The organism is Nitratireductor sp. XY-223, assembly GCF_004959855.1.
GTDB lineage: Bacteria > Pseudomonadota > Alphaproteobacteria > Rhizobiales > Rhizobiaceae > Hoeflea_A.
On record NZ_SPNT01000005.1, the window covers coordinates 265,074 to 291,232 of the forward strand.

The 26,159-nt window shown below is 60.4% G+C and carries 23 protein-coding genes, 1 tRNA gene and 1 riboswitch; of the genes, 8 read left to right on the forward strand and 16 right to left on the reverse strand.

All coding sequences use genetic code 11. The features are described from left to right. Positions 1-21 precede the first annotated feature (21 nt). Positions 22-435: a tellurite resistance TerB family protein gene (locus tag E4M07_RS18525; RefSeq protein WP_136659868.1), complete on the forward strand. Its 414-nt coding sequence runs from the start codon at positions 22-24 to the stop codon at positions 433-435. Positions 436-514: 79 nt separating this feature from the next. Next, the gene (locus tag E4M07_RS18530) at positions 515-1,324 is read left to right on the forward strand and encodes a sterol desaturase family protein (RefSeq protein WP_136660007.1); all 810 of its coding nucleotides are present in this window, start codon (positions 515-517) and stop codon (positions 1,322-1,324) included. A 137-nt stretch (positions 1,325-1,461) separates the two neighbouring features. On the opposite strand, the gene E4M07_RS18535 is transcribed toward E4M07_RS18530, so the two are convergent. From E4M07_RS18535 to E4M07_RS18555, 5 genes are all read right to left on the reverse strand, one after another. Continuing rightward, positions 1,462-2,892 (reverse strand): hypothetical protein, encoded by a 1,431-nt coding sequence (locus E4M07_RS18535; protein WP_136659869.1) that lies wholly within the window; start codon positions 2,890-2,892, stop codon positions 1,462-1,464. Next, positions 2,882-3,403 carry a hypothetical protein gene (locus E4M07_RS18540; RefSeq protein ID WP_136659870.1) on the reverse strand — a complete coding sequence of 174 codons (522 nt, stop codon included), beginning with the start codon at positions 3,401-3,403 and terminating at the stop codon, positions 2,882-2,884. The genes E4M07_RS18535 and E4M07_RS18540 overlap by 11 nt, the downstream gene beginning before the upstream one ends. A gap of 241 nt (positions 3,404-3,644) precedes the next feature. Further along, the gene (locus E4M07_RS18545) at positions 3,645-4,499 is read right to left on the reverse strand and encodes a transporter substrate-binding domain-containing protein (protein ID WP_136659871.1); all 855 of its coding nucleotides are present in this window, start codon (positions 4,497-4,499) and stop codon (positions 3,645-3,647) included. 32 nt (positions 4,500-4,531) lie between these two features. After that, positions 4,532-4,605 (reverse strand) — tRNA-Gly (locus E4M07_RS18550). A 90-nt stretch (positions 4,606-4,695) separates the two neighbouring features. Then, positions 4,696-5,523, reverse strand: a complete 828-nt coding sequence (locus E4M07_RS18555) for a DUF3800 domain-containing protein (RefSeq protein WP_136659872.1) — start codon at positions 5,521-5,523, stop codon at positions 4,696-4,698. Positions 5,524-5,694: 171 nt separating this feature from the next. On the opposite strand from E4M07_RS18555, the gene E4M07_RS18560 reads away from it, so the two are divergent. Then, a complete protein-coding gene (locus E4M07_RS18560) occupies positions 5,695-6,585 on the forward strand; it encodes a hypothetical protein (protein WP_136659873.1) in 891 nt (296 codons plus the stop codon). A 304-nt stretch (positions 6,586-6,889) separates the two neighbouring features. Then, positions 6,890-7,678, forward strand: coding sequence for an ion transporter (locus E4M07_RS18565; protein ID WP_136659874.1), 789 nt, complete (start codon positions 6,890-6,892; stop codon positions 7,676-7,678). Between the two features lie 9 nt (positions 7,679-7,687). Here E4M07_RS18565 and E4M07_RS18570 read toward each other — a convergent pair whose 3' ends face one another. Continuing rightward, positions 7,688-8,776, reverse strand: coding sequence for a 2'-deoxycytidine 5'-triphosphate deaminase (locus E4M07_RS18570; RefSeq protein WP_136659875.1), 1,089 nt, complete (start codon positions 8,774-8,776; stop codon positions 7,688-7,690). 74 nt (positions 8,777-8,850) lie between these two features. Continuing rightward, positions 8,851-8,928: riboswitch (SAM riboswitch) on the forward strand. 40 nt (positions 8,929-8,968) lie between these two features. Here E4M07_RS18570 and E4M07_RS18575 point away from each other — a divergent pair. Then, on the forward strand, positions 8,969-10,177 hold the full coding sequence (locus tag E4M07_RS18575; protein WP_136659876.1) for an O-succinylhomoserine sulfhydrylase: 1,209 nt from the start codon (positions 8,969-8,971) through the stop codon (positions 10,175-10,177). A gap of 18 nt (positions 10,178-10,195) precedes the next feature. Here the strand turns inward: E4M07_RS18575 and E4M07_RS18580 are convergent, their stop codons facing one another. Beyond that, positions 10,196-10,807: a CDP-alcohol phosphatidyltransferase family protein gene (locus tag E4M07_RS18580; protein ID WP_136659877.1), complete on the reverse strand. Its 612-nt coding sequence runs from the start codon at positions 10,805-10,807 to the stop codon at positions 10,196-10,198. 219 nt (positions 10,808-11,026) lie between these two features. Between E4M07_RS18580 and apaG the strand changes: the two genes are divergently transcribed. Both apaG and E4M07_RS18590 read left to right on the forward strand, forming a co-directional pair. Next, positions 11,027-11,419 (forward strand): Co2+/Mg2+ efflux protein ApaG, encoded by a 393-nt coding sequence (gene apaG / locus E4M07_RS18585; RefSeq protein WP_136659878.1) that lies wholly within the window; start codon positions 11,027-11,029, stop codon positions 11,417-11,419. After that, positions 11,416-12,873, forward strand: coding sequence for a TrkH family potassium uptake protein (locus tag E4M07_RS18590; protein ID WP_246660500.1), 1,458 nt, complete (start codon positions 11,416-11,418; stop codon positions 12,871-12,873). Before apaG ends, E4M07_RS18590 begins: the two co-directional genes overlap by 4 nt. An 18-nt stretch (positions 12,874-12,891) precedes the next feature. On the opposite strand, the gene E4M07_RS18595 is transcribed toward E4M07_RS18590, so the two are convergent. From E4M07_RS18595 to E4M07_RS18620, 6 genes are all read right to left on the reverse strand, one after another. Beyond that, entirely contained in the window at positions 12,892-13,782 is an 891-nt protein-coding gene (locus tag E4M07_RS18595; protein WP_246660501.1) for an MOSC domain-containing protein, read from the reverse strand. 42 nt (positions 13,783-13,824) lie between these two features. After that, a complete protein-coding gene (locus E4M07_RS18600) occupies positions 13,825-17,265 on the reverse strand; it encodes an efflux RND transporter permease subunit (RefSeq protein ID WP_136659879.1) in 3,441 nt (1,146 codons plus the stop codon). Between the two features lie 2 nt (positions 17,266-17,267). Next, positions 17,268-18,668, reverse strand: a complete 1,401-nt coding sequence (locus E4M07_RS18605; protein ID WP_136659880.1) for an efflux RND transporter periplasmic adaptor subunit — start codon at positions 18,666-18,668, stop codon at positions 17,268-17,270. Between the two features lie 187 nt (positions 18,669-18,855). Then, positions 18,856-19,854 carry an Hsp33 family molecular chaperone gene (locus tag E4M07_RS18610; RefSeq protein WP_136659881.1) on the reverse strand — a complete coding sequence of 333 codons (999 nt, stop codon included), beginning with the start codon at positions 19,852-19,854 and terminating at the stop codon, positions 18,856-18,858. Between the two features lie 66 nt (positions 19,855-19,920). Next, positions 19,921-20,847, reverse strand: coding sequence for an ornithine carbamoyltransferase (gene argF, locus E4M07_RS18615; protein ID WP_136659882.1), 927 nt, complete (start codon positions 20,845-20,847; stop codon positions 19,921-19,923). 53 nt (positions 20,848-20,900) lie between these two features. After that, positions 20,901-22,085 carry an aspartate aminotransferase family protein gene (locus tag E4M07_RS18620; RefSeq protein ID WP_136659883.1) on the reverse strand — a complete coding sequence of 395 codons (1,185 nt, stop codon included), beginning with the start codon at positions 22,083-22,085 and terminating at the stop codon, positions 20,901-20,903. A gap of 431 nt (positions 22,086-22,516) precedes the next feature. On the opposite strand from E4M07_RS18620, the gene E4M07_RS18625 reads away from it, so the two are divergent. Further along, positions 22,517-23,035 carry a GcrA family cell cycle regulator gene (locus E4M07_RS18625; protein WP_136659884.1) on the forward strand — a complete coding sequence of 173 codons (519 nt, stop codon included), beginning with the start codon at positions 22,517-22,519 and terminating at the stop codon, positions 23,033-23,035. Positions 23,036-23,084: 49 nt separating this feature from the next. Here the strand turns inward: E4M07_RS18625 and E4M07_RS18630 are convergent, their stop codons facing one another. Genes E4M07_RS18630 through E4M07_RS18640 form a run of 3 tightly spaced genes read right to left on the reverse strand, consistent with a single transcriptional unit; the run spans position 23,085 to position 26,133 of the window. After that, positions 23,085-24,125 carry an AbrB family transcriptional regulator gene (locus E4M07_RS18630; protein WP_136659885.1) on the reverse strand — a complete coding sequence of 347 codons (1,041 nt, stop codon included), beginning with the start codon at positions 24,123-24,125 and terminating at the stop codon, positions 23,085-23,087. A gap of 9 nt (positions 24,126-24,134) precedes the next feature. Then, complete coding sequence (locus E4M07_RS18635; RefSeq protein ID WP_136659886.1) at positions 24,135-25,670, reverse strand: tripartite tricarboxylate transporter permease; 1,536 nt, start codon at positions 25,668-25,670, stop codon at positions 24,135-24,137. A gap of 4 nt (positions 25,671-25,674) precedes the next feature. Continuing rightward, positions 25,675-26,133 carry a tripartite tricarboxylate transporter TctB family protein gene (locus E4M07_RS18640; protein ID WP_136659887.1) on the reverse strand — a complete coding sequence of 153 codons (459 nt, stop codon included), beginning with the start codon at positions 26,131-26,133 and terminating at the stop codon, positions 25,675-25,677. Between the last annotated feature and the right edge of the window lie 26 nt (positions 26,134-26,159).

A 26,159-nucleotide genomic window follows, 5' to 3' on the forward strand; every position in this document is an offset into this window, starting at 1 on the left:
CAGACGAAAGAAGGACCTCGCATGTCATCCCCGATCACCATTCAGGACGCGCTTATCTACGTCATGGTCACCATGTCGGCTGTCGACCGGACCATGACCGATGCGGAACTGGCGCAAATCGGCAATGTCACGCGCACGCTGCCGATCTTTCAGGATTTCAACGAGGAACGGCTGGTCCGGGTGTCGAAGGATTGCGGCGCGATCCTGAGCGAGCAGGACGGTCTCGACACGGTTCTTCTGATCATTCACGACGCCCTGCCCCACAATCTCTACGACACCGCCTACGCGCTGGCGGTCGAGGTCGCGGCGGCCGATCTGCACGTGGAACAGGAGGAGCTCAGGCTGCTGCAGATCCTGCGCGACCGCCTCGGCCTCGACAAGCTGACATGCGCCGCCATCGAGCGCGGCGCCATGGCGCGCTACCGCACCCACTGACCGGCACATGCGCGTCGCTTTGTCCAGTGGCATTCCGCCGTTTCGGCGCTAAATCTTGAGCATGGACCCGGAAATCCAATTGCAGCTGTTCGGGCTCTCGGAGCCAACGGTGCGGCTTATCGCCTTTGCGGCCATCTTCATATCGATGGCGGCCTTCGAGCTTTTCAGCCCGCGGCTTGAGCGCAACGAGCTGGTCGGCGCGATCAAGGCCAGGCGCTGGTTCACCAATCTGTCGATCCTGGTGCTCTCGTCGATCGCGCTCAGGGTGATCTTCCCGCTCGCCGCCGTCGGCACGGCGCTGTGGGCGCAGGAGCGCGGCTACGGCCTCTTTACCGTGCTTGAGACGCCGCCCTGGATCGCCGGCATCATCGCCTTCGTCATTCTCGATTTCGCCGTGTGGCTGGAACACGTGGCGAGCCACAAGTTCCACATCCTGTGGCGCATCCACCGCATGCACCATTGCGACCCGGGCTTCGACGTGACCACGGCGCTCCGCTTCCACCCGCTGGAGATCCTGATTTCCATGGTCTGGAAGGCGCTGATCATCCTTGCCCTCGGGCCGCCGGCCATAGCCGTCCTGATCTTCGAGATCGTGCTCAACGGCACGGCGATGTTCAACCATTCCAACATCAAGCTGCCGCTGCCCGTCGACCGGCTGGTGCGCCTCGTGCTGGTGACGCCCGACATGCACCGCGTCCACCATTCGAGCGACAAGCGCGAGACGGATACGAATTACGGCTTCAACTTTCCGTTCTGGGACCGGATCTTCAGGACCTATTACGCACAGCCGCGGCTCGGCCATCAGGAAATGGATATCGGGCTGGAAGACTATCGCGGGGATGCGCCGACGAAGCTCGGCTGGTCACTGCTGCTGCCGTTCCGGAAGTAGCTTATGTTAGGGCCAGTTTGGTCATATGACCGTGGTGACTTTTTTCTGGCTGGTGTGGATCCACCGTGAGCGCAAGCGCGGAGGCCATCAAACGTTGTGTTGAACCTTCGGAGTGTTACTCCGTGTCGATCAGCCTTCTAAACAACCCCAAGATATGAACGAAGAGCTGGATGCACTACCAAAATTGAAGATTTAAGCTCCCTAAGTGAAATAATTCTCTCTTCCATAGAATAAACTATTCTATCTTTCCTTTTTATTCCCAATATACCTGTATCATATAATACCTTAATTCTGTCATTTGTGCCTTTTACAGAAAACCATTGATGCTTTCCAAGCGCGTCCATAATGTTGTTATTACCAGATATATTCGCTATTCTTTCCTTCAAAATATCAAATTCAAAAGAAGCCTCGCTATCATCCAACACATACTTCGCAAACAAATCTAAATCTGGATATATGTCTCTGTATTCAGCGCAAACATCTGAAAATTTTTCGGTTGAGAAATCATCCATCACTCTTTCAAAATTGGCCCAAGATATTTTCTTTCCTTCCATATTAGCAGCTGCGAGATTGCACAAAAAAATGAAATCCCTTGGACCGTTGCGGCATAGCGATACAAGTTCAGCAACCCTTTGATTCCATGACTTCATGTCGCCCAAGTTGAAAAACAACAACCATACTCTATACAGACTTTTCTCTTCAACATCAGTTATTGCATTTTTTACTTTATCTACATGAAATACTGAAATTCTCTTTGCCAACATCTGCTTATATTGGTATTCGTTCCAGTCTAAAAACTCGAATTGATCTCTAACTTTGTCGTACTCGCGTCTACCTTCTGAAAGAATTTTCCACAATCCAAGCTTCATGCAGAGAAGAACGTGAATCTTATTACCGGTTCGCTTGTTTATGTCCGACACTGCTCGGACCAATCCTTCTATAAAAACCGGATTCTCTTCAATTCGATTGAATACCTCTTCCAGATCATCGATCTGAATATATACTCTTCTAGAACCAATTGTATTAATAAATCTTTCCACTAATGAATTAAGAGAATTGTTTACTATAGCATTAGATTGGCTGGAAAATAATTTATCTAAGCTAATAGTTGCTCCCGCAACCGATATTTCTACTTTTGATACACTTTTTGCGGCTGTTTTAATTTTTTTGAATGTACTGCTCAAAATTCCGCCAAAATCTTTCCAGTCAAATCCACCCTGCTCTTCGATAATAGATGCAACCTTTGTTAGAATATAAAACTGAATTAGATGGGAAGCTCTCCCGGACTTGATGGAAATTTCACTGGCATCCAAATCAAATACGTTTTCCCGTTCATTAAATCCGACAACAATGTCTTGATCACGTACATGACCATCAATTAGCATTCTGAAATGTGTTTTTCCGTATCCCTTCGGCGCGACCAAAACACATTTGCCGGTGCTTCGGTCACCATATTTCATTCTATCTTCAAATCTTAGTTGAACATGTAGGGAATCACGCAGGTCCTTCTGTATTTCTATATCGTCTAGAGGACCGAAAAAATCATTTGCTGGATACTCATGTGTCATCTTTGATTACATATACGTATACAGGTTTTCGCTTTAATTTACCTATTCCAACTAGCAAAGAAAGTATACGTTGTATTTCCTCTGCGGACAACCCATGCGTTTTGCCCTTGAGAGTTGAAACCAAATTATCGACAACTCGATTTTCGAGGGCGGATTTGCTACCGCAAACTTCAATTATCTGTTGATACTCCATTCCATTGGCCGACATGTAGTCTTTGCAAGCGTCGAACAGGCAATTGTTAAACGAAATATCGTCTTTAGCAGCGTTACGGGCCCGGTTTTTCACCTCAATGTGCTCATCTTGATCGAATGACACAAACTCTAATTGGTGCATCCACATTAGGTTATTCGAAACGGAACCTCGGCTAACCGGATTACCATTAAAACGCAAAGCACGTGGCGCATTGTCTCTAATCGAAGAGTAGAAGTCCTCAAAGACAATTCGGTCTTCCTCAAACATACAAAGAACGGCGTTAAGCGCCTTTATTTTTTCATAAAGAGTTACAGACATTATTCGATTCTTACCCCAATTTCTTTTAGATAAGCCGCGCCTGCTTATTTTGGCAAACTTGCTAAATTATGCAGATTGTAGCAACACACACAACTTAATTGATCTGCTAATCGTGTGTGAAACAATTTAAGGTAGTTACCTATTTCCCGGCCATAGCTGCCAACTTGAAGTGAAACACTCGGGGCAGGGAATCGTGTTGGATGCAATAACTGACAATGCCGATCTCATTCTGCACGAACAACTAGTACAATCCGTTGGGGAAATAACGCAGGTAAAGTTCGCGCATGCGGCCGTCCTTGCTGATCGCGTGGATGGCGTGGTCGAAGGCATCGGCAAGGTCCGGGCTGTCGCGGCGCACGGCGATCGCCAGCCCCTCGCCCAGGAAGGCCGGGGCGAAATATGGCCCGTCGAAATAGGAACAGCATTCATTGGCCGAGTTGCTGATCAGCCAGAAGGACAGTTGCACGCCGTCGCCGAAAACCGCGTCGACCTCGCCCGTCTTCAGCCCGTCGAACATCCATTCGTCGCGCTGGTAGGTAACCGGCTGGATGTCCGGGAAATAGGCGCGCAGCATGGCGGCATGCGCGGATCCCGCCATCACGCCGACGCGGCGGCCGGCCAGCGCCGAGGCGTCCTCGCCGTCGATCTCGACCCGGTCGGCGCGCACGAAACGGGCCGGGAATTTCAGGAACGGCCGGGTGAAGATGTAATCGTCCCGGCTCAGCACATTGATGGCGACACCGGCGATGAGCGCATCGCCCTGGCCGCCGGCGATGGCGGTGGACAATTCGCTCCACGGCAGGACCTGGATCTGGCACTTCTGCGCGATGTTCAGCTCGGCGCAGATTTCCCGCGCCAGGTCGACATGGAACCCGGACACGTGTTCCTGCTGGTCGAGGAAGTTGAAGGGCGGGAAATCATGGGTGGTCAGGAAGCGGATGCGGTTGCGCGCCGAAAGGTCCGGCACCTCGACCCGCTCGCGCGGGTCCCAGTAGTTCGGGTAGGTCGCGGTTTGCGCCTCGCCGGACTGCTGCGCGGCGGCAGGAAACACCAGCAAGGCGGCCAGCAGCGCAAGCCAGGCATTCGGTCGTGTCATTGCCGGGTCCTGAATTTCATTCCATTCGGCGCTGGAGCGGGTAGCGGGAATCGAACCCGCGCGTCAAGCTTGGGAAGCTTGCAGGCTACCATTACATCATACCCGCAACTCTATGTTTTCATTTCGCATTCTTAAAGAGTCTGCAGAATACAAAAACTAATTCGCGCTGCATCGCACCGCCGCAACGAGGCATCTATTACGCACGCGGCGGGATGCTTTCCATCTTGTCTAGCATTTCTTTGACATCTGCATCCAGACTAAGTTGGTCAGTTGTGTGTACACAATAAATACCCGCGTCAACAACCATGTTTGTGTCTGGATGACCGAAGAATCGATCTGACAATTGTCGAAGGTAACGGGGCTCGACGAAGTGATGATTCCCAGAATTTTTATCTACGCATCTGTACAGGGCATGTGCGACAAGATCAGCTATCTTTAGCAAAGGTTCCTCACCCTTCTTACGGGACACAATCCGATCCACGTCTATGTTTTGCAACATTCCGGTTCTACGTCGCCTAGGATTGCGTTGGCACGCCCGAAGGAGATTCTTCATCATCTCATAGTCCACTTTTGCCTCTTCAAATACTATGTCGAGGTTTTCCGGCGGGATGCCGCGTGCATGCATAAACCAGCCTACGCGCTCAAGCAGGTACTGCGCACATTTGTTGTAATACATAGTGTGAGCATTGCCGATGCGCTTCCTGTAGTCGCCAAGTGTGCTCTTCTTTGAGATCACGCCAAAAAGACGCATTTTTCGTTTCGCAATGCTGCGTGCACAGTGGAGCAGTTGATAGTGGTTCAGCCTAGAACAATGCAGCTCTTTTCCTACTTCAACCTCTATTTTGGAAAGCGCGTCTTTTGTTGTATTGAGTGAACGATTCCGCATTAAGGATGCACCCAACGTCATATAGGGCGACGCACCCGCTTGATCGGCATCTCGGACCTTGCCAATGCCCGCCTCCCCACTTTCATCGATGAATACTGTAAAGCGCGTTTTCAATTCGAGAACCTTTTCGGTCACCATCAAATCTGGCTAACACATACTACCGCCTGCAATCATACATTGCGATATATCCGGTCCAACAAGCCCGGACTGCCGAGCCTTTGTCATGCGTCGACTAGGGAGTGCTGTCTTGGTTACATCGGACATGAGTGCTACACCTGCGAACTTAAACGCAGAGGTTCGACCGCCGAGATGACCGAGGAAGAAGATCCGTTTGAAGTACGGAAGCGACTGACATTTGAGCAGGCGGAAGGAGCGGCACCGCTTCCCACACAGCTGAAGCCAAAGGAGATAACCCAAGAACTTCGGGCGGTGTTGTGGCGCACGGTCCACGTCAGTTTGAAATCTTGTCGGGTGTCTCCGCGTCCGGGCGGTTATGTCTATACATTGAAAGACCCTTGGCGAAGGATCTTGTTGGCACTTCACATCTATCGCGATTATCGCATGGACGACGATTTCGTAGAAGACGCAGATGAGCAAATTAAGTCCGTGCGGGCAATCTTCGAACAAGGCGACTACTTGGCGATCTTTGGCTGGCTGCAGGAAGTTCTGCGGCGTGATCCTCCTCACCGCTTCCCCGAGTCGATAATCCGGGCGCTTACCTATAGCCGCGCACCTTACAGGGTAATAGCTGGCAAGACGATCGTACCCATTAGCAGCGATACTGAACTAGAAACACTGAAGAAGGCGTTCGCTGACATCACGGCTGCAGAGTTTCATGGTGCGCGTGCCCACCTTCACAGGGCGGCAGAGTTGCTTACGGAGGGCAATTGGGCAGATAGCGTGAGGGAAAGCATACACTCCGTTGAATCTGTGGCGCGGGTCTTAGATGGTTCCGGAGAGTTTTCAAAGGCGCTCGCGCGGCTTGAGAATACTGTTGGCATCCACGGCGCGATGAAGGAAGGTTTTAAGAAGCTGTATGGATATAGCAGTGATGAACAAGGCATCCGACATCCCCTGCTAGATGACGGGGCCGCTTCAGTTGACGAACAGGACGCTATGTTCATGATCGGCGCGTGTGCCTCGTTTGTCTCTTATCTAATCAATAAGGCAAGGGTTGCGGGCCTGTTGTCAGCCACATAGCCTAGTATCGGCTCAGCGTAGGAGAGATTAAAGAACAAGTCCGCGGGTCTAACCGCGTAGGTCCAGTCCATAACGGCCAGTACTGTGCCGCGCAGTGCGCCTACAGCTGCGGTAATGACCGTGACCTCACCAGCCGGCCGGTGTAGAAGACGTTGGGCTACATGCCCGCACCTTTGACGCTGCAATCGACCCGCCATTGCCTCGCCCGACAAGAGTGAAGCACTCCATTTCTGTCAAGCACAGCTTGACTCCGGCCAAACCCGTTGCCATGTGCATGTCGTCCCAACGCACCGACCGGCCCGCCATGCAAGCCCTGAAAAACCTGCTCGAAACCCGCAAATTCGAATGGTTCATCACCGCCATCATCATCGTCAATGCGATCACACTCGGCCTCGAGACGATCCCGGCGGCAATGGAGCGCGCGGGCCCGCTGCTTTTGACCATCGACCGGCTGATTCTGGCGATCTTCGTCGTCGAGCTGGTCTCCAAGATGGCCGTCTACAGGGCCTCCTTCGTCAAGGATCCGTGGCGCATCTTCGACTTCATCGTCGTCGGCGTCGCGCTGCTGCCGGCAACCGGCAGCCTCTCGGTGCTGCGCGCGCTGCGCATCCTGCGGGTGCTGCGGCTGGTTTCGATGGTCCCGTCGCTGCGCCGCGTCGTCGGCGGGCTGATCGCCGCCCTGCCCGGCATGGGCTCCATCGTGCTGCTCCTGGGGCTGGTGTTCTACGTCTTCTCGGTGATGGCGACGAAGCTCTACGGGGGCGCCTTCCCGCAATGGTTCGGCTCGATCCCGGCGTCCGCCTATTCGCTGTTCCAGATCATGACGTTGGAGAGCTGGTCGATGGGCATCGTGCGCCCGGTGATGGATGTCTATCCGATGGCCTGGGCCTTCTTCGTGCCCTTCATCGTCGCCACATCGTTCACAGTGCTGAACCTCTTCATCGGCATCATCGTGTCGGCGATGCAGGCCGAGCACGAGGCCGAAGCGTCCGCAGACCGCGAGATGCTGCAGAACGAGCAGGAGATGATCCTCAATGAAATCAAGGCGCTGCGGGCCGACATCGCGCAGATGAAGGCGGAAAAGACGTCCTGACGCGCGGCCTTACTGCTTGAAATGCTTCGAGAGCTTCAGGCCCTGCGCCTGGTAGTTGGAGCCGAGATCGGCGCCGTAAAGCGCCTTCGGGCGCTCCAGCATGTGCTCGTAGACCAGCCGGCCGACGATCTGCCCGTGTTCGAGGATGAACGGCACCTCGTGGCTGCGCACCTCGAGCACGGCGCGGCTGCCCGAGCCGCCGGCCGCCGTGTGGCCGAAGCCGGGATCGAAGAAGCCGGCATAGTGCACCCGGAACTCGCCGACCAGCGGATCGAAGGGCGTCATCTCGGCGGCATAAAGCGGCGGCACGTGCACCGCTTCGCGTGAGACGAGGATGTAGAACTCGTCCGGGTCGAGGATGATATAGCCGTTGCCGCGCGTGTAGATCGGCTCCCAGAAATCGAGAACGTCGTGGGCAGCCTTGCGGTCGACATCGATCACCGAGGTATGGTGCTTGCCGCGATAGCCCGCGAGACCATCCGGGCCGCTCTCCAGGTCGACGGATAGGGCAATGCCGCCGCCGGATATATTCGGCGTCTCGGACGCGACGAGCACTTCGCTTTCGTGCAATTGCGCCAGTGCCGCCTCGTCGAGGCCGGCGCTGCCCTTGCGGAAACGGATCTGCGACAGGCGCGAGCCGGTGCGCACGACGATGGGAAATGTCCGCGGGCTGACCTCGAGGAAGAGTGGGCCGCTGTATCCGGCGGGCATCTTGTCGAATTCCTGGGTATTGTCGGCCATGACGCGGGTGAAGATGTCGAGCCGCCCGGTCGAACTCTTCGGATTGGCCGACGCGCTGATGTCGCCCGGCAGATCGAGGCTTTCCAGCAACGGCACGATATAGACGCAGCCCGTCTCGAGCACCGCGCCCGAGGTCAGGTCGATTTCGTGCAGCTTGAGACGCTCGAGCTTGTCGCCGACCCGGTGACCGGGTCCGGGAAGGAAGCTGGCGCGCACGCGGTAGGCCTTTTCGCCGAGGCGCAGATCGAGGCTCGCCGGCTGGATCTGGTCGTCGTCAAGCGCGCGCGGCGCCTTCAGGCGGCCGGCGTCGAACAGCCCCGCAATGTCCAGATCGGCCAGAATGCCTGCCTTCGCCATGCCTTTCCCCTGTTTTCGGGTCTATCAAATACAGCGCGCCACGATTGACGCAAGGAAATCGGGGCTGTAAAGAGGCCTTATCCCGTGGTGATTTGGCCGACCGGCTTGCTGCCACGTTAAACAAGTCGCTAAAAGGTCGGGAATCCAACCGGCTGGCGACGTTCGCAGGCCGGTTTTTTGTTGGGTGAAGACATGACCGATAAGAGTACAGACGGAACGGCAAACGCGGCAAACTGGCGTCCGGCGACGCAGATGGTCCATGGCGGCACGAGCCGCTCGCAATTCGGCGAGACCTCGGAGGCGATGTTCCTGACCCAGGGCTTCGTCTATGACAGCGCCGAGGCAGCGGAAGCCCGCTTCAAGGGCGAGGATGAGGGCTTCATCTATTCGCGCTACGCCAACCCGACGGTCGACATGTTCGAAAAGCGCATGTGCGCCCTGGAAGGCGCCGAGGACGCGCGCGCCACCGCGTCGGGCATGGCCGCCGTTTCCGCGTCGCTGCTGTGCCAGCTCAAGGCCGGCGACCACGTAGTCTCCGCGCGGGCGCTGTTCGGCTCCTGCCGCTGGGTGGTGGAAACGCTGATGCCGCAATACGGCATCGAAACCACGCTGATCGACGGTACGGACCTTGAAAACTGGCAGCGCGCCGTGCGCCCCAACACGAAGGTCTTCTTCCTGGAAAGCCCGACCAATCCGACGCTCGAGGTGATCGATATCGCGGGCGTTGCCAAAATCGCCGATGCGATCGGCGCCAAGGTGGTCGTCGACAACGTGTTCGCCACACCGCTTTACCAGAAACCGCTGGAACTGGGCGCTCATATCGTCGTCTACTCGGCGACGAAACACATAGACGGCCAGGGCCGGTGCCTCGGCGGCATCGTGCTTTCCTCCAAGGACTGGATCGACGGGAACCTGCACGACTATTTCCGCCACACGGGGCCTTCGCTGTCGCCATTCAATGCGTGGACGCTCCTGAAAGGGCTCGAAACGCTGCCGCTGCGCGTGCGCCAGCAGACGGAAAGCGCCCGCAAGATCGCCGACCACCTGGCGTCGCTGAACTCGATCAAGCGGGTGATCTATCCCGGCCGGCCCGACCACCCGCAGGCCGATCTGGTGCAGAAGCAGATGTCCGGCGGCTCGACCCTCGTCGCCTTCGAGATCGAAGGCGGCAAGGCGGCGGCCTTCGCCTTCGAGAACGCGCTGCAGATCATCCGCATCTCCAACAACCTGGGCGACGCCAAGAGCCTGATCACCCATCCGGCGACGACGACGCACAAGAACCTGGCGGAAGAGGCGCGCGCCGAGCTCGGCATCACCGATGCGACGGTGCGGCTTTCCATCGGGCTGGAGGACGCGGACGACCTGATCGCCGACATCGACCGGGCGCTGGCGGCGACGTGAGCCGCCGTGTCCCGGGGTTCAGCGCTGGCCGAACATGCGGCCGGCGATGACGATGCGCGACAGCGCCGTATAAAGGCAGATTGCCGCGTAGACATAGGCGAGCCACACGAAACTGCCTGGGAAGATGCAGAAGACGGCGAAGACGGCGATCGTCTCGGTCGCTTCGGCGAGCCCGGTGGTGAAATAGAGCGATTTCTCGCCGCGGACGGTGCTGTGCATGTCGTAGCGCTCCGCCATTATCGCATAGGCGAGAAATGTCGATCCGTTGATGTAGAACGAGAATATGAGCACGGCGCCGGCGACGGCGTTGACGCCGGGTTCGGCCAGCACGAAACCGAGCGGGATGGCGCCGTAGAAGACGAAGTCGAGCACGATATCCAGATAACCGCCGAAATCGGTCGATTCCGTCGCCTTGGCAATGGCGCCGTCGAGGCCGTCGCAAAAGCGGCTGATGAGGATGAGGACAAGGCCGGCCCAATAGGCCTGCTGCCAAATGGCATAGGCGGCAACGAGGCCGATGACGCAGCCGATAATGGTGACCGCATTTGCGGAAACCCCGAGGGCCGCCACCCGCCGGCCACAGGCATCGAGCGGCGGGTTGATGATCTTTCTGACGGCGCCGTCGAGCATGGCCTCTCCTTTCGCGCAAGCGCGAACATGCATACAGCTTTCACGGGCAATCGAAAGCCATCATTTGTCACAATCGCGTCAGCTTTATTTGACCGCCGGGCGGATTTCCAGCGTTAACCGCACCACCATCGCGGAGCGAAAGCGAATTCACCTTTGGCCGTTGATGTTATATAGACGGCAGTAGGATATTGCGGGAATCAATGGGAAGCGCGAACAAGCATGTACCGGGCGCTGACACATGATATCGAGATCACGGTCGAGCCGTTTTATCTTGAGGAACAGTCCGAACCGGAAGAAAACAGGTTCGTCTGGGGCTACCGCATCGTCATCGTCAACCATTCGGACGACACCGTGCAGTTGCGCGACCGCTACTGGCGCATCACCGACGCGGTCGGCCAGGTCGACGAGATCACCGGCGAGGGTGTCGTCGGCGAACAGCCGGTCCTGGCGCCCGGCGACCAGTTCGAATATTCCTCCGGCTGCCCGCTCGACACCTCCTCCGGCATGATGGTCGGCCAGTACCGCATGGAACGCCAGGACGGCGAAAGTTTCATGGTCGATATCCCCGCCTTCTCACTCGACGTTCCGGGCATGGCGAGAACGCTCAATTGAACGGAGCGCTGGATTTCCGTCCCGTCATACTGGTCACGGGTATCCTGATCGCAACGCTCGGCGTTGCGATGCTGCTTCCGGCCATCGTCGACCTTGCCGCGGACAACAAGGACTGGATGGTGTTCTTCGCATCGTCCATGCTGACGACGCTGATCGGTCTTTCGCTGTTTGCCGCCACGCGCGGATCGCCGCGCGGCCTCTCGACCCGCCAGGCGCTGCTGATGACGGTCGTGTCGTGGCTGGCGCTGGTGGCCTTCGGCGCGCTGCCCTTCATGTGGTCGGGCGTGGTGCCGAGCTATACCGACGCCTTCTTCGAATCCATGTCGGGACTGACGACGACGGGCGCGACCGTCATCGAGGGACTCGACCACGCACCGCCCGGCATCCTGTTCTGGCGCGGGCTGCTGCAATGGCTTGGCGGCCTCGGCATCATCGTCATGGCGATCGCGGTGCTGCCGATGCTTCAGATCGGCGGCATGCAGCTGTTCAAGGCAGAGGCCTTCGACACGGCGGAGAAGATCCTGCCGCGGGCGACGCAGATCTCAAGTTCGATCACCCTCGTCTTCATCGGCTTCACCGTCGCGTGCTGCGTGCTGTTCATGGCTGCGGGCATGCCCTTCGCCGACGCCGTCATCCATGCCATGACCACCGTCGCGACGGGCGGCTTTTCCACCAAGGACCTTTCCATCGGCCATTTTGACAGCGCCGCGATCGACTGGATCACGATCGTCTTCATGATCCTGGGATCGATCCCGTTCATTCTCTATGTCCAGATGCTGCAGGGACGCGTCCGGCCGATCTTTTTCGATTCGCAGGTGCGGGTATTCCTCGGCCTGCTCGCCATCGCCACGCTGATCGCCTGGCTGATGGCCCATTACGGCGAGTATCACGTCGGCCTCGACGGCCTGCGCTTCGCGGCCTTCAATGTCGTGTCGATCACCACCGGCACCGGCTACGCGACGACCGACTACGGCATCTGGGGACCGCACGCGATTTCGTTCTTCTTCGTGATCATGTTCATCGGCGGCTGCGCCGGCTCGACCTCCTGCGGCATCAAGATCTTCCGTTTCCAGGTGCTGTTCGAGGCAATCCGCCAGCACATCAACCAGGTGATGTATCCGCACGGCATCTTCCGCCCGCAGTTCAACGGCCGGCCGATCGATCCGCGCGTCATCGCATCGGTGATGAGCTTCATGTTCCTCTATGTCGTCAGTTTCGGCGCTATCTCGATCGCGCTGATCATGACCGGCCTCGACACGACGACGGCGCTGTCCGGCGCCGGCTCGGCCATCTCGAATGTCGGACCGGGTCTCGGAACGATCATCGGGCCGGCGGGCAACTACGCGCCGCTCAATGACACCGCCAAATGGACACTCGCCGCCGGCATGCTCCTCGGACGGCTGGAGCTGTTCACGATCATGGTCCTGTTCCTGCCGCGCTTCTGGCGCACCTGAACCCGGCCGGCGATCGCCTCAGAACAGACCCTCGACCTGGTCGCTGACGCGCGCCTCCTGCAGAATGAGCCTGTCGCCGGGCCTGACGACGCCGCCACGCACGACTTCGGCGTAGACCCCCATGTCCAGGTGACCGTAGTTCTTGCGCAGGAGGAACGGCACCCGCAGGTCGCGTTCCGCCGTCTTGGGGTTGACCTCCGTGGCCGCACAGCGCTGGGTTCTCTTCAGCAGTTTCAGGAGCACGTCGCCGATACGGACCGTTCTGCCGATACATTCCAGTTCCGAGAATGCGGGCCATCCGCGAAAGTAGATGTTGGCGCGGAAGCGCAGCGGGTCCACAGGAGTTTCGACACGGCCGGCAAACGCCTCGACGGAGTCCAGATTGATCAAGGATACGGCGTTCATCATGGTTTCCGACACGACAGACACATCGGTGAACCGGTGCGGCGAGCCCTCGACGAATTGCGGCCGCTCGGCCTCGGAAAGGTCGAGCTGCTCGAACAGGAACGCCGCCGCCTGTTCCTTGCCCGCCGGTGATGCCAGGTCGAAACGTTGCGTCTGTCCATCCAGCAACACGGTCAGCACACGGGCGGAATCGTCGAACTCCGTTATGAGACCGGCAAGCCTGGCATGCTCCATCAGAACGACGAAGCTGGTTTTCGGCAGCGGTTTCGGATCCTGCGGGTCGAAACCGCCATTCGCCTTGGCAAAACCGAACAGCCGGTCTCCGGGAAAGCCCTGGCCCGCCTCCAGATCGACGCTTTCGAGCGGGCGCGGGCTCAGCCCCTTGATCGGATAGCTGTAGAGATTTTCGATTCGACCTGCATCTGGCTTGTCCTCGCGATGTGCAACGAAACACCGATGGCAACAAATGCGACCCGATTCAAGCGGCGAATTGTGGTCTGACAAACAAAGACCGCATCAGCGGCGACGCGCCCGGGCAGAACCGCGTCAGGCGGAGCCGGTGCGGGGATGGTGGCCGAATACCGCGATGGCGGAGTTGCGGATATCGTTGCCGATGCCCATCAACGCGGGCACCAGGAACAGGACAAGCAGCGTCGCCATGGCAAGGCCGAATACGATGGTGATCGCCATCGGCAGCAGGAACTGTGCCTGGCGGCTCGTCTCGAACAACAGCGGCAAAAGGCCGCCGATGGTCGTCAGCGATGTCAGCAGCACCGCCCGCAGCCGGTCGCGGCTGGCCCCGGTTGCGGCGGCCGCGAGGTCCTCGCCCTGGCGCAGCCGCTCGTCCAGGCGGGTAACGAGAATAATCGAATCGTTGACGAGGATACCGCCGAGACCGAGCAGCCCGATCCAGGACAGGATCGTCAACTGGAATCCCATGATCCAGTGGCCGAACACAGCGCCGACGACACCGAACGGGATGATCAGCATGACGGCCAGCGGCCGCGCATAGCTGGCGAAGACCCAGGCGAGGATGATGTAGATCACCGAGAGCGCGACGATCATGCCGAGCTGCAGGTCGGCGAATGCGGTTTTTTGTTCCTCCGCGCGGCCGCCATAGCGGTAATCGACGCCGTAGCGGGACGCGATCTCCGCGATGACGCCCGTCGATTCCAGCTCGTCGATGACGCCGTCGGTCGTGTTGACCTCGCTGTCGATGTCCCCGGTCACGGAGATCTTGGTCTTTCCGTCCTTGCGCGAGACATAGGCGAAGCCCTGGCGTTCGGTCAGGCGCGCCACTTCGGTCAGCGGCACGAAATCGCCCGTCGGGCTCCTGAGCTCGAAATTGCGTAGCGCGGCGGTTCCGCCAACGCGCATCAGCTGCGACACGCGCACCGTTACCTCGTCGTCGCCGCGGGCGAAGCGGAACGGTATCTGGCCGTCAAACGCATTGCGCAACTGCCTTCCGATATCGTCCGCGGTGAAGCCGAGCGCGGCACCGCGCGGCAACATCTCGACCACCAGCTCCGGCTTGCCGTAGGGAAGGTTGTCATCGGCACCCGACACGCCGGCAACGGACCCGAGGATCGGGATCATCTCGGTCGCCGCGGCCTTCAATTCGTTGATCCTGTCGCCGCGCAACTCGATGTCGATATCGCGTCCCGGCGGCCCGCCGCGCGACTGGAATATGGCGAACCGCGATACGCCCGCGACATCGGGCACGGCCCGCCGCCAGGCGCGCACAACGTCCGCGGTGCGCACGGTGCGCGATTCCGACGAGGTGAGCTGAACCTTGATCGTCGCGCTGGTTCCGCCGAAGCGGCTGGCCTTGGAGAACATCACGAAGATCGACTCGGCAAGCTCTTCATTGCCGCCGGTCAGTTCCTGCTCCGCCTTGCGGAATGCGCCCTCGATTTCGGCGATGGCCCTGATCGCATCCGCCTCGGGCAATCCGGCAATGAAGCTGACATTACCGCGGATGTTCTCGGCTTCCGGTGACGGGAAGAACACGAACTCGACCCGCTTGCCCTGGATGAGACCCACGGCGATGACCAGCGCAAGACCGATCGCTATGGACACGGTGACGTAGCGCCAGTGAAAAGAAAGGGTGACAAGCCTGTTGAACGGGCCGTCGCGAAAGCGCACGAAATTGCGGTCGAACCAGCGGCGGAAACCGCCGGGTTTGAGCGTTTCGCCCCGCTTCGGATCGGCGCGCCCGGCCGAGATCCTGCGGCGCAAACCGAGGATAATGGCCTCGATGACCGTGGCAAACACCAGCGCGGCGCCGGCAACCAGGATCATGCGCACCGGCAATTCGAGACTGTTGAGGCCGGCCAGCCAGGTCCTGACTGCGGAGTCTTCAGGCGCCAGTCCGAAAAGCGGCGAATAGGGCGTCGCGGCCGTGGTGATCGCCACGACGGCAACAAAGGCGAAGAAGAACTGCCGCCAATAGGACCAGCGCGGTCCGTTTTCGCGCTGCATCGCGTGCGCGAGATGGCCCGGCAGCACATAGAAACACTCCAGCAGGCTGGCAATGATGACGGCAATGACCACCAGGGGAAGCACGCCCATGATCTGTCCGATCGTGTCGGTGATCAGCATCATCGGCGCGAAGGCGGCGATGGTGGTCGTCATAGCGGCAAGCACCGGCCGGATCATCATGGAAACGCCGTTCTCGGCGGCGGTCATCGGATCGTCGCCCATCTCGAGGCGCGTGTAGGTGTGTTCGCCGACGACGATCGCATCGTCGACGATGATGCCGAGCATCATGATGAGCCCGAACAGGGAGATCATGTTGATCGTCTGGCCGGACATGAACATGAAACCGACGGTCGCGAGCAGCGCGACCGGGATGCCCGCCGCCACCCAGAAGGCAATGCGCCCGTCCAGGAACAGGAAGAGAATCGCCACAACGAGGATCAGCCCGCCGAGACCGTTCTTGACCAGCAACATGATGCGCTCGAGCAGCGAATCGGCCGCCACTTCATAGGTTGTGATCTCGATATTGTGCGGCAGTTGCGGGCGCAGTTCCTCGAGATATTCGTCAAGGACGCGGGCGGTGCGCAGCGTGTCGGCGGTGGCGGAACGGCGCACGTCGATCTCGATGGCGACTTCGCCGCCGGTAAAGCCCCGGGTCTCGGTGGTGTCGAAACCGTTGGCGATGGTGGCGATGTCCTTGAGCCGAACCTTCTCGCCGGAGGAAAAAGCCAGCACCTCGATATCGCCAAGCGTCTGCGGGCTTTCGGCGTCGGCGAGCGAGCGCAACTGGCGTTCGACGGCGCCTTCCAGCGTTCCGGAGGGAAGATCGCTGCTGTTATCGGTGACCGCGCGGGAGACATCGTTGATAGTCAGACCCAGACGCCGCAGCTCGCGCTCGGGAATATCGATGCGGATTTCCCGGTCGCGCAGCGCGGTGAAATCGACCTTGTCGATGCCGCGCGATATCAGCTCGTCCCGGATGTGCTTGGCCCATTCGCGCTTGATCGCCTCCGGCGCGGAGCCGCCCACCGAAAGGCTGGCGATGCGGTCGAAGAAACTTGCCTTGGAGATGCTCGGCGTGTCTGCGTCTTCCGGCAGCGTACTGACGCCCGTGACGGCCGTCTCGACATCGGACAGCGCCTTTTGCATGTCGGAGCCGTCCTCGAATTCGAGGCGGATCGAACCCGATCCCTCGCGCGCCGTCGAGGTCATGACATCGACGCCCTCGACAAAGCGCACCTCCGGCTCGATCACCGCCAGCAGATTGGCCTCGATATCCTCGGCGCTGGCGCCGGACCAGGTGACGGAGATGTCGATGCGCGGGCGGTCGACGGAGGGGAAGAACTGCGTGTTGATTCTCATGACGCTGAAAACGCCGATGAGGATCATCAGCATCATCAGCAAATTGGCAGCATTCGCGTGACGGATGAAGGTGCGAACCAGGCCGCCGGTGCCGCGCAGGTCCTCGGCCGCGTGTTCAATTGCCTGGCGCACGCCGCGTTCGGCCATGATCAGCTTCCCTGGGTGCGCTGGCCGGCCACGCCGTCGCCGCGCGGACCCGCCGGACGGGCGCCCGGCTCCCTGACCTGAACGCCGTCATCGGCCTGTGTCAGATGGGTCGTCATGACAACATCGCCGGACTGGAGACCGCCGAGGACAATGACGTCCTCGCCGTCGAACGCGGCGATCTCGACGATCCTGCGGGCGAGTTTTCCGTCTTCGACGACGAACACCTCGTTGCCGTTGAACAGCGCCGTTTCGGGGATCCGGAAGGAGCTGTCATAGGTGCGGTCCGGAACGTCGATCTCGACGAACGCGCCGGGCCGTAACTGGACCGGGGAACTGTTCGGATCGAGACGCGCGACAACCTCGACACCGCCGCGCTGGGAGGCGATCTCGGCGGCGATCCGGTCGATCCTTCCGGAATATTCGTAGCTGCTCAGCCCGACCACCCAGACGACGCCGATGGCACGGCCGATCAGCGGATCGGCGTCGGTGGAAATGCGCCCGTACTGGGCATCGGTCAGGGTGAAGCGCACCTCAAGCGCTTCGTCGTCATAGAGCGAGGCGACAACGTCGCTGCTGCTGACATAGCGTCCGGGTTCGGCGTTTTCCGAATTGACGACCCCGGTGAAAGGCGCCCGCAGGACCGTGTTCTCCAGGTTGCGCTCGGCCTGCTGCACCTTCCAGGTCAGGCTCTCGATGCTGGCGATCTGCTGTTCGCGCTTGGCGTCCTCGATGATCTGGTTGTTGCGGCGCTGGCTGACCGCCTGTTCACGCTGCGAGACGATCAGGCGCCGATCCTCGACCTGTTTCTCGGTGAGCGTTCCGCTCTCGACCAGCGATTCGGCCCGCTTGAGATCGCTCTCGGCGAGCGCCAGCTGCATTTCCGCGCCCTCGAGCTGATCCTTCTCGGCGACAATGCGGGCCTCCGTTTCGGCAAGGGTTGCGCGCGCCTGCGCGAGATTGGCCCGCGCCTCCGACAACGCGCCCTTGAAATGGAAGGAGTCGATTTCCATCAACTCGTCGCCGGCGGCGACATGGGAACCGGCCTTGAGATCCGGATTGACGGCAATGATCTCGCCGTTGACCAGGGGACGCAGTTCCACGGACCGTGCCGCCTGCACTTCGCCGTAGAGGAGCAGCTGCGGCCGGTTGGAGGCCGGGGTAACGGCAACCGTCTCGACCGGGTAGACCGTGGGGCGAAAGGTGCGCGCGCTGCGTTCCGGCTGCGATTCGATGATCCGGTTCATGATCACGTAGGAACCGCCGAGCACCGCCATCATCAGCACGACCTGCAGCACGACGCGCCCGCCGCTCAGCAGCGGGGAGCGTCTGTCCTGAGGGCGATCGGGCGTGTCCCCGACCGCGGCAGAATCTGCTGCTTCTTCCTCGTTTATCGATTTCAGCATGCAGGATGCTCCGGCTCGACCCACGCAGTCTACTAATGTAGCGGCCCAGTGCAGAAATTAAAGATTCGTAATTCTTGTTACATTTTGCCGTTTTCTCGGCTAAATGCCAGATTTCTGAGCCGAATTTTACATTACTTTACATTGCGCGCTCCGATTTGGCGGCACCGACACCACCTTTCGGCCGCCGCTATTCCGGTATTTCCGGAATCTCCGAGGGATCGAAGCTGTAGTTCGCCGAGCAGAATTCGCACTTCACCGAGATCCGGCCGTTTTCCACGCTCTGCGCGATTTCGTCCTTGTCCAGCCCGGCAAGCACCGAGCGGATCTTGTCACGCGAACAGGAGCAGTTGTCGCGCACGGCAACCGGTTCGAAGACACGAACGCCGCGCTCATGGAACAGGCGGTACAACAGCCTTTCGGAGCCGACCTGCGGATCGGCAAGCTCGTCGTCGGCGATCGTCTCCATAAGCGCCTTCGCCTCTAGCCACTCCTCGTCCTCCTCGAAATCAACCTGTTCGGCATCGTCGGGAAGATCGCCGCCCGGCAGGTCGGCCTGGCGCATGCGCTCGGGCGATTCCGGCAGGAACTGCAGCACGACGCCGCCGGCACGCCACTGGTGCTCGCGCTCGCCGCCATTGCCGGAACCGTAAAGCTGTGCGGCCGCGAGCCGGACCTCGGTCGGTATCTGCTCGGACTGACGGAAATAGGCGCGCGCGATTTCCTCGAGGGTCGACCCGTTGAGTTCGACGACGCCCTGGTAGCGCTGCATGTGGGCGCCCTGATCGATGGTAAAGGCAAGGATGCCGGTTCCGAGCAGATCCTGCGGCTCGAGCCGGTCCTGCGCCACCGCCTCGGCGAGGGCGCGCTCGTCATAGCGCGCATAGGCACGCAAGCTGTCGGGCGTCGTGAAATCGGCCACCAGCATGTCGACCGGGCCGTCGCTCTGCGTCTGGACGATGAACTTGCCGGTGAATTTCAGGGACGTGCCCAAAAGCACGGTCAGCGTCACCGCCTCGGCCAACAACCGGGCAACCGGCTCAGGATAGTCGTGGCGCGCCAGGATCGCGTCGAGCATGGGCCCGAGCTGCACGGCACGGCCGCGTGCATCGAGGCCCTCGACCTCGAACGGCACCACCTGATCGTCGCCGGCAAAGCCGATCTCTCCAAGGATCATTTCGTCAGTCATCTTCTGTCAATCTAATGGAACACCGGGTGCCGTTGAAGCCGCTCGGGGCCGGCCTGCAGCACTTAGTTAGAGCCGGTCGAAGCACCAGGCAAGGATGGCCTTCTGGGCGTGCATCCTGTTTTCCGCCTCGTCGAAGACGACCGACTGCGGTCCGTCGATCACGTCGTCCGTCACCTCCTCGCCGCGATGGGCAGGCAGGCAGTGCATGAAAAGCGCGGCCGGGTCGGCCTTCGCCATGAGCCGGGCATTGACCTGATAGGGCTTGAAAACGTTGTGTCCGCGCGCGCGCTGTTCCTGCCCCATTGACACCCAGGTATCGGTGAACACGCAGTCGGTTCCGGATACGGCCTGCTCCGGATCGGCGGTCAAGGAGACGGTGCCGCCATTTTCACGGGCCCAGTCGGCGAAACGGCCCTCCGGCTCGGAACCCTCGGGAACGCCGACATTCATATTGTAGCCGAACCGCGCCGACCCCTCGATCAGCGAATGGAGCACATTGTTGCCGTCGCCGACCCACGAGAAGGTCTTGCCGGCAACGGAGCCGCGGTGCTGCTCAAAGGTCATGACATCGGCCATGATCTGGCACGGATGGGTATCGTCGGTCAGGCCGTTGATCACCGGGACGGTGGCATGCTCGGCCAGCTCGGTCAGCCGCCCGTGATCGGTTGTGCGGATCATGACCGCGTCGACATAGCGCGACAGGACGCGCGCCGTGTCGGCGATGGACTCGGCGCGGCCGAGCTGCATGTCGTTGCCGGAGAGCAGGATGGTCTCGCCGCCCAGCTGGCGCATGCCCACATCGAAGGAAACGCGGGTCCTTGTCGACGGCTTTTCGAATATCATCGCCAGCACCTTGCCGGCGAGCGGCTTGTCGGCACTGCCGTCCCTGGTCGCAGCCTTCCGCTCGTGCGCATGGTCGAGTATGTCGCGCAGTTCGCTGCCGGCGACGGCGGAAAGGTCGAGGAAATGACGGGGGCCGTCACGTGTCGTCATTGCAGTATTCCCTGTACGGGCGCGATTGCCGCCCGCTTCGAATCAAAGGCCTCTCAGGCGGTGCCGGAGATCGCCGCCGCGGCGGCGTCGAGGCGGGAAAGTCCGTCACGGGCTTCCTCGGCCGTTGTCGTGAGCGGCGGCAACAGCCGCACCACATTGTCGCCGGCCGGTGCGCCGAGCAGATGCTGGTCGCGCATGGCCACGAGCAGTTCGGCAACCGGCACCTTGCACTTGATGCCCAGCATCAGGCCGGCGCCACGAATTTCCTCGACGACGTCCGGGTATTTGTCGGCGATGGCGGCCAGGCCCTGCTTGAAAACCAGGCTCACATCGCGAACCTTGTCGAGGAAGCCCTCCTCCAAAAGCACGTCGAGCACGGCATTGCCGACCGCCATGGCAAGCGGATTGCCGCCATAGGTGGTTCCGTGCGTGCCCGGCGTCATGCCGCTCGCCGCCTCTTCCGTCGCCAGGCACACGCCGAAGGGAAAGCCTCCGCCGATTCCCTTGGCAACGGCCATGATATCCGGTGTGATTCCGGCCCATTCGTGAGCAAAGAGCCTGCCCGTGCGGCCGACGCCGCACTGCACCTCATCAAGAACCAGCAGCACGCCCTGTTCGTCGCAAAGCGCGCGAAGGTCGCGAAGATACTGGGCCGGGAGCTCGCGGATGCCGCCTTCACCCTGGATCGGCTCAACGAGCACGGCCGCCGTGGTTTCGCCGACAGCGCTCCGCACCGCATCGATGTCGCCGAAGGGAACCTGGATGAATCCGGGCGCCTTGGGGCCGAAGCCCTCGAGGTACTTTTCCTGGCCGCCGGCCGCGATGGTGGCAAGCGTGCGGCCGTGGAACGCGCCCTCGATGGTGATGATGTCGATGCGTTCCTCGTGCCCGTTGACATATTGGAAGCGCCGCGCCGTCTTGATGGCGCATTCCAGCGCCTCGGCACCGGAATTGGTGAAAAAGGCGCGGTCGGCGAAAGTCGCCCGGGTCAGCCGCTCGCTGAGCCGGGTCTGGTCCGGGATCTCGTAAAGGTTCGACAGGTGCCAAAGGCGGTCGGCCTGACCTTTCAGCGCTTCGACGAGGTGCGGATGCGAATGGCCCATGGACGTAACTGCGATGCCACCGGCAAAATCCAGGTAGCGCGTTCCGTCCTCGGTAACCAGCCAGACGCCCTCTCCCCGCTCGAAGCGGAGCGGGATGCGCTTATACGTGCTGTAAAGCGACGCATTTTCCGACATGACCATCAACTCCCAAATGCCGCGGTGCCTGCCGCGCGGCCGGACAAATTTTCGGAACGATCTGACCGGATCATCCGGCCAAAAACAAATAGCTGCCCGTGGAAGGCAGCCGTCGCCGTATCTTTATACCGTGTGTGGCCGTCAATCAACCACCGCGAATCGCGGCAGGCTGCCGCCTCATTGCGGTCGAAATGGGTCCGGAGACCGGGAAAACTGCCGCAAGTTGGGGAAAACTCAAAAAAGGAATCTTCTTGATTCACGGGACTCTTGTCACCGAGTCCCGCTGTCACTAGTTTATAGAGGAAGATTACGGACTGCATGCGGCGGACCTAGTGACCTTTGACAAATAGAACGTTTCGGCTCCGAAATGATTTCGGAACGCGTTGAAGGATTCGGTCGTCCCCCGGATGCGGTGAAAGGGGTAAATGACCATGAGCTGGACTGATGAACGCGTCGATAGGCTGAAAAAGCTCTGGGCAGACGGGTTGAGCGCGAGCCAGATCGCAGCCGAACTGGGCGGCGTCAGCCGCAATGCAGTCATCGGCAAGGTGCACCGCCTCAATCTGCCGGGACGCGCCAAATCCGGCGGCTCGTCGGCATCGCGCGCGAAACGGGTCTCCTCGGCTTCCAGGGGCGGCAGCTATGCCTCACGCGGTGGCGCAACACGTTCGATGCCCCGTACCCGCGGCGCGACAGCACTCAAGCCCGACCTCATTGCCGATGCGGTCGCCGAGATCGATACTCGGCCGGTCGAGGATGTCGTCGTGCCGATTTTCCGCAAGCTGCCGCTGACCGAACTGACGGAAAAGACCTGCAAATGGCCGGTCGGCGATCCGCTGCAGGACGACTTCTATTTCTGCGGCGTCGAGTGCGACGACAGCGCACCCTACTGCACCTACCATTCGAAGCTGGCATTCCAGCCGACCGCTGACCGCAAGAGAATGCGCTGAGTAACCGGCAACTGGCGGGGACCGCGAAACGCCAGTTGCAAAGCGGCCCTCAGGGGCCGCTTTTTTTTGTCCTTCCAAGCACCATCGGCGCAAGGAACGTCAGGATGACGAGCCGCCATACATGGTGCGCAGCCACGAAAGAAGGATCGGCACCGAGAATGACGGCCATCGCCGCCATGGCCTCGACCCCTCCGGGCGCGAAGGCGATCAGCACCTGCGGCAGCGGCAGATCGACAAACTGCACCAGGAGGACGGCAAAGACGATGGTCACGACAAAGGCAATCAGGGTTATCGCAAGACCCGCACCGAACGCCTTTGCTAGGGTCTTCAACGCAACGCCGGAGAACCTGGTACCGATGAGGCTGCCCATGATCGCAAACGCGGGTATCGCGGCCCAAAGCGGAACGTGTCCGACGACCAGACCGCTCAGATGCGTGACGGTGGAGAAGATCATGCCGCCGAGCAGCAGCGCTGCCGGCACCCGCAAGCGGTGCAGGACCAGTCCCAGGCAAATCGCCAGAAGCAGACTGACGGCCAGCGGAACCAGCGCCATCTGGGCGCCCGGAAGACCCATGCGGGACGTATCGTAGCCGAGCAAGCTGACGGCGAACGGCACGATCAGCGTCAGCGCAAGCACGCGGGTGCTCTGAATGACGCTGATGGTCGGCAGGTCGCCGCGGGTCGCAGTGGACATGCCCAGCACGTAGCTCAAGTGGCCCGGAACGGCCGACAGGATCGCCGTTTGCCGGTCCTGACGCCAGAACAACCTGAGCGCCGATGCGCCGGCGGCGAAAATCATGCACACGCTGACCGCAAGGAAGAGGAAGCTCAACGGCCACTGCCTGGCAGCCTCGTAGACCTCCGGCGTTACGCCCGTTCCCAAGGACAGGCCGATAACAGCGAAGCAGATATGGCGCAGGATTTGCGGCACCCTGAGCCGCATCCCGGCGACGCACAGTATCGTTACGGTGAGCGCAGGCCCGGTGAGGGCAGGCGCGGGAAAGCCCAGCAGGAAAGCCAGCACCGCACCGGCGGCGCCAACGGCCAGCGTCAGAAGCGTCGTCGCCAGTTCATTCCCGGCATCCGCCATCCGTCGCGATCAGCCTCCCTCCCCGGCACGGTCGGCACCCTTCCTGAGCCGCTGGAAATTCGACCACAGGATGGGCGCGAACAGGCAGAACCCGGCGATGACCAGGATCGTCAGCGTCAGCGGCCGCTGCCACAGGAACGACCAGCTGTCGTTGTTGATCAGCAGGGCGCGCCGCAGGTTCTCTTCCATCATGCCGCCCAGGATAAAGCCCAGGATCATCGGCGCCATCGGAAAATCGAGGAAACGCAGGACCACCGCGATCAGCCCGAACAGCACCATGAGCTGAATGTCGAACGTGTTGAAGCTGACGAAGTAAACACCGATCAGCGAGAAGAACAGGATGAGCGGAAGCAGGAACCGGGACGGAATGGCAAGAATCTTCGCAATGTAGGGGATGAGCGGAAGATTGAGAATCAGGAGCACGATATTGCCGATCCACATCGAGACAATGACGGACCAGAACACCGCCGGCTGATCGATATAGAGGCGCGGCCCCGGCTGGATGCCGTAGCCGATGAGTGCGCCGAGCATGATCGCCGTCGTGCCCGAACCCGGAATTCCCAGTGTCAGCAGCGGCACGAACGATCCGGTCGCGGCAGCGTTGTTGGCCGTTTCCGGCGCCGACAGGCCGCGGATGGATCCCTTGCCGAAGAGCTTGCCCTTTTCCGGCCCGGCCAGCCGCTGCTCGGTTCCGTAGGCGAGAAAACTCGCGATGGTGGCGCCGGCGCCGGGCAGGACCCCGATGATAAAACCGAGGATCGACGACCGTCCGATCACGGGCACCATCTCCTTGACCTCCCCGCCGGTCACCTTCATGGAGCCGAGCTTGGTCGATGCCTCCATCTCCTCCTGGCGCTTGTCGTCGCCGGAAGGCTTCAGGATGGCAATCAGCGCTTCGGACAGCGCAAAGGTGGCCATGACCAGCAGCAGGAACGAGATCCCGTCCGTCAGGTCGATGAGGCCGAGGGTAAAGCGAGGAACGCCCTGCGTCTGGTCGGTGCCGACGGTGGAGAGCATCAGGCCGATCACCGTCATCAGCAGCGCCTTGAGAACGTCGCCCTTGCCGGCGAAGGCGGCAACCGCGGTAAGGCCCAGCACCATCAGCGCGAAATAGTCGGCCGAGTGAAAGGACAGCGACACCGCCGCCAGGAACGGCGCGGCGACGAGCAGGAAGATGGCGGCAATCACGCCGCCGGAGAAGGACGAATAGGCGGCAATGGCAAGCGCCTTGCCGGCCTTGCCCTGCTTGGCGAGCGGATAGCCGTCGAAGGACGTCGCCACCGTGCTTGCGACACCCGGCGCGTTGATGAGGATCGACGATGTCGAGCCGCCGAATATGGCGCCGTAATAGACCGCCGCCATCAGGATGATGCCGGTCGCGGGCTCCAGGCTCGCGGCAACCGGGATCATCAGGGCGATTGCCGACATCGGGCCGAGACCCGGCAGCATGCCGATGAAGGTGCCGATCAGGCAGCCGGTGAAAACGAACATGATGTTGACGGGTGTCAGCGCGGTTCCAAGACCGATCAGAATGCCTTCGATCATCGTATCAGCCTTTCAGGAACCAGGGCAGCGGCTCGATGAACACGTCGAGGCCCTGCGTCATCAACAGCCAGAAGCACACCACCAGGGGCACGGACACGAGCAGCAGCTTGGTCACCGAGCGCTCGCCGAGCATTGCGAACCCGAGGATCAGGAACAGCGAGGTGGAAATGAGGAAGCCGAAGGGGCGGATCGTCAGCCCATAGGCCGACATCAGAACGAGAAACAACACCGCCTTGCCCCAGTTGAAACCGGCGAGCTGCGGGCGATCGTGGGAACCGGGGAATATCAGCACGAGAAGCGAAAGGCCGATGCCGAGGACCATCAGCACCTCCGGCATGGTGCGGGCGGTAAAGGCCGCCTTGGCCTGAATGGGCAGCAGGGTGATGTTCTGGCTCAAGATGCCGTAGGTAATGCAGAAGGCCAGCAGCAGGATGCCGCCGATCCTGTCCTTGGAAAACAGCATAGGTTCCTCCCCGGGGGCGGCGTGTC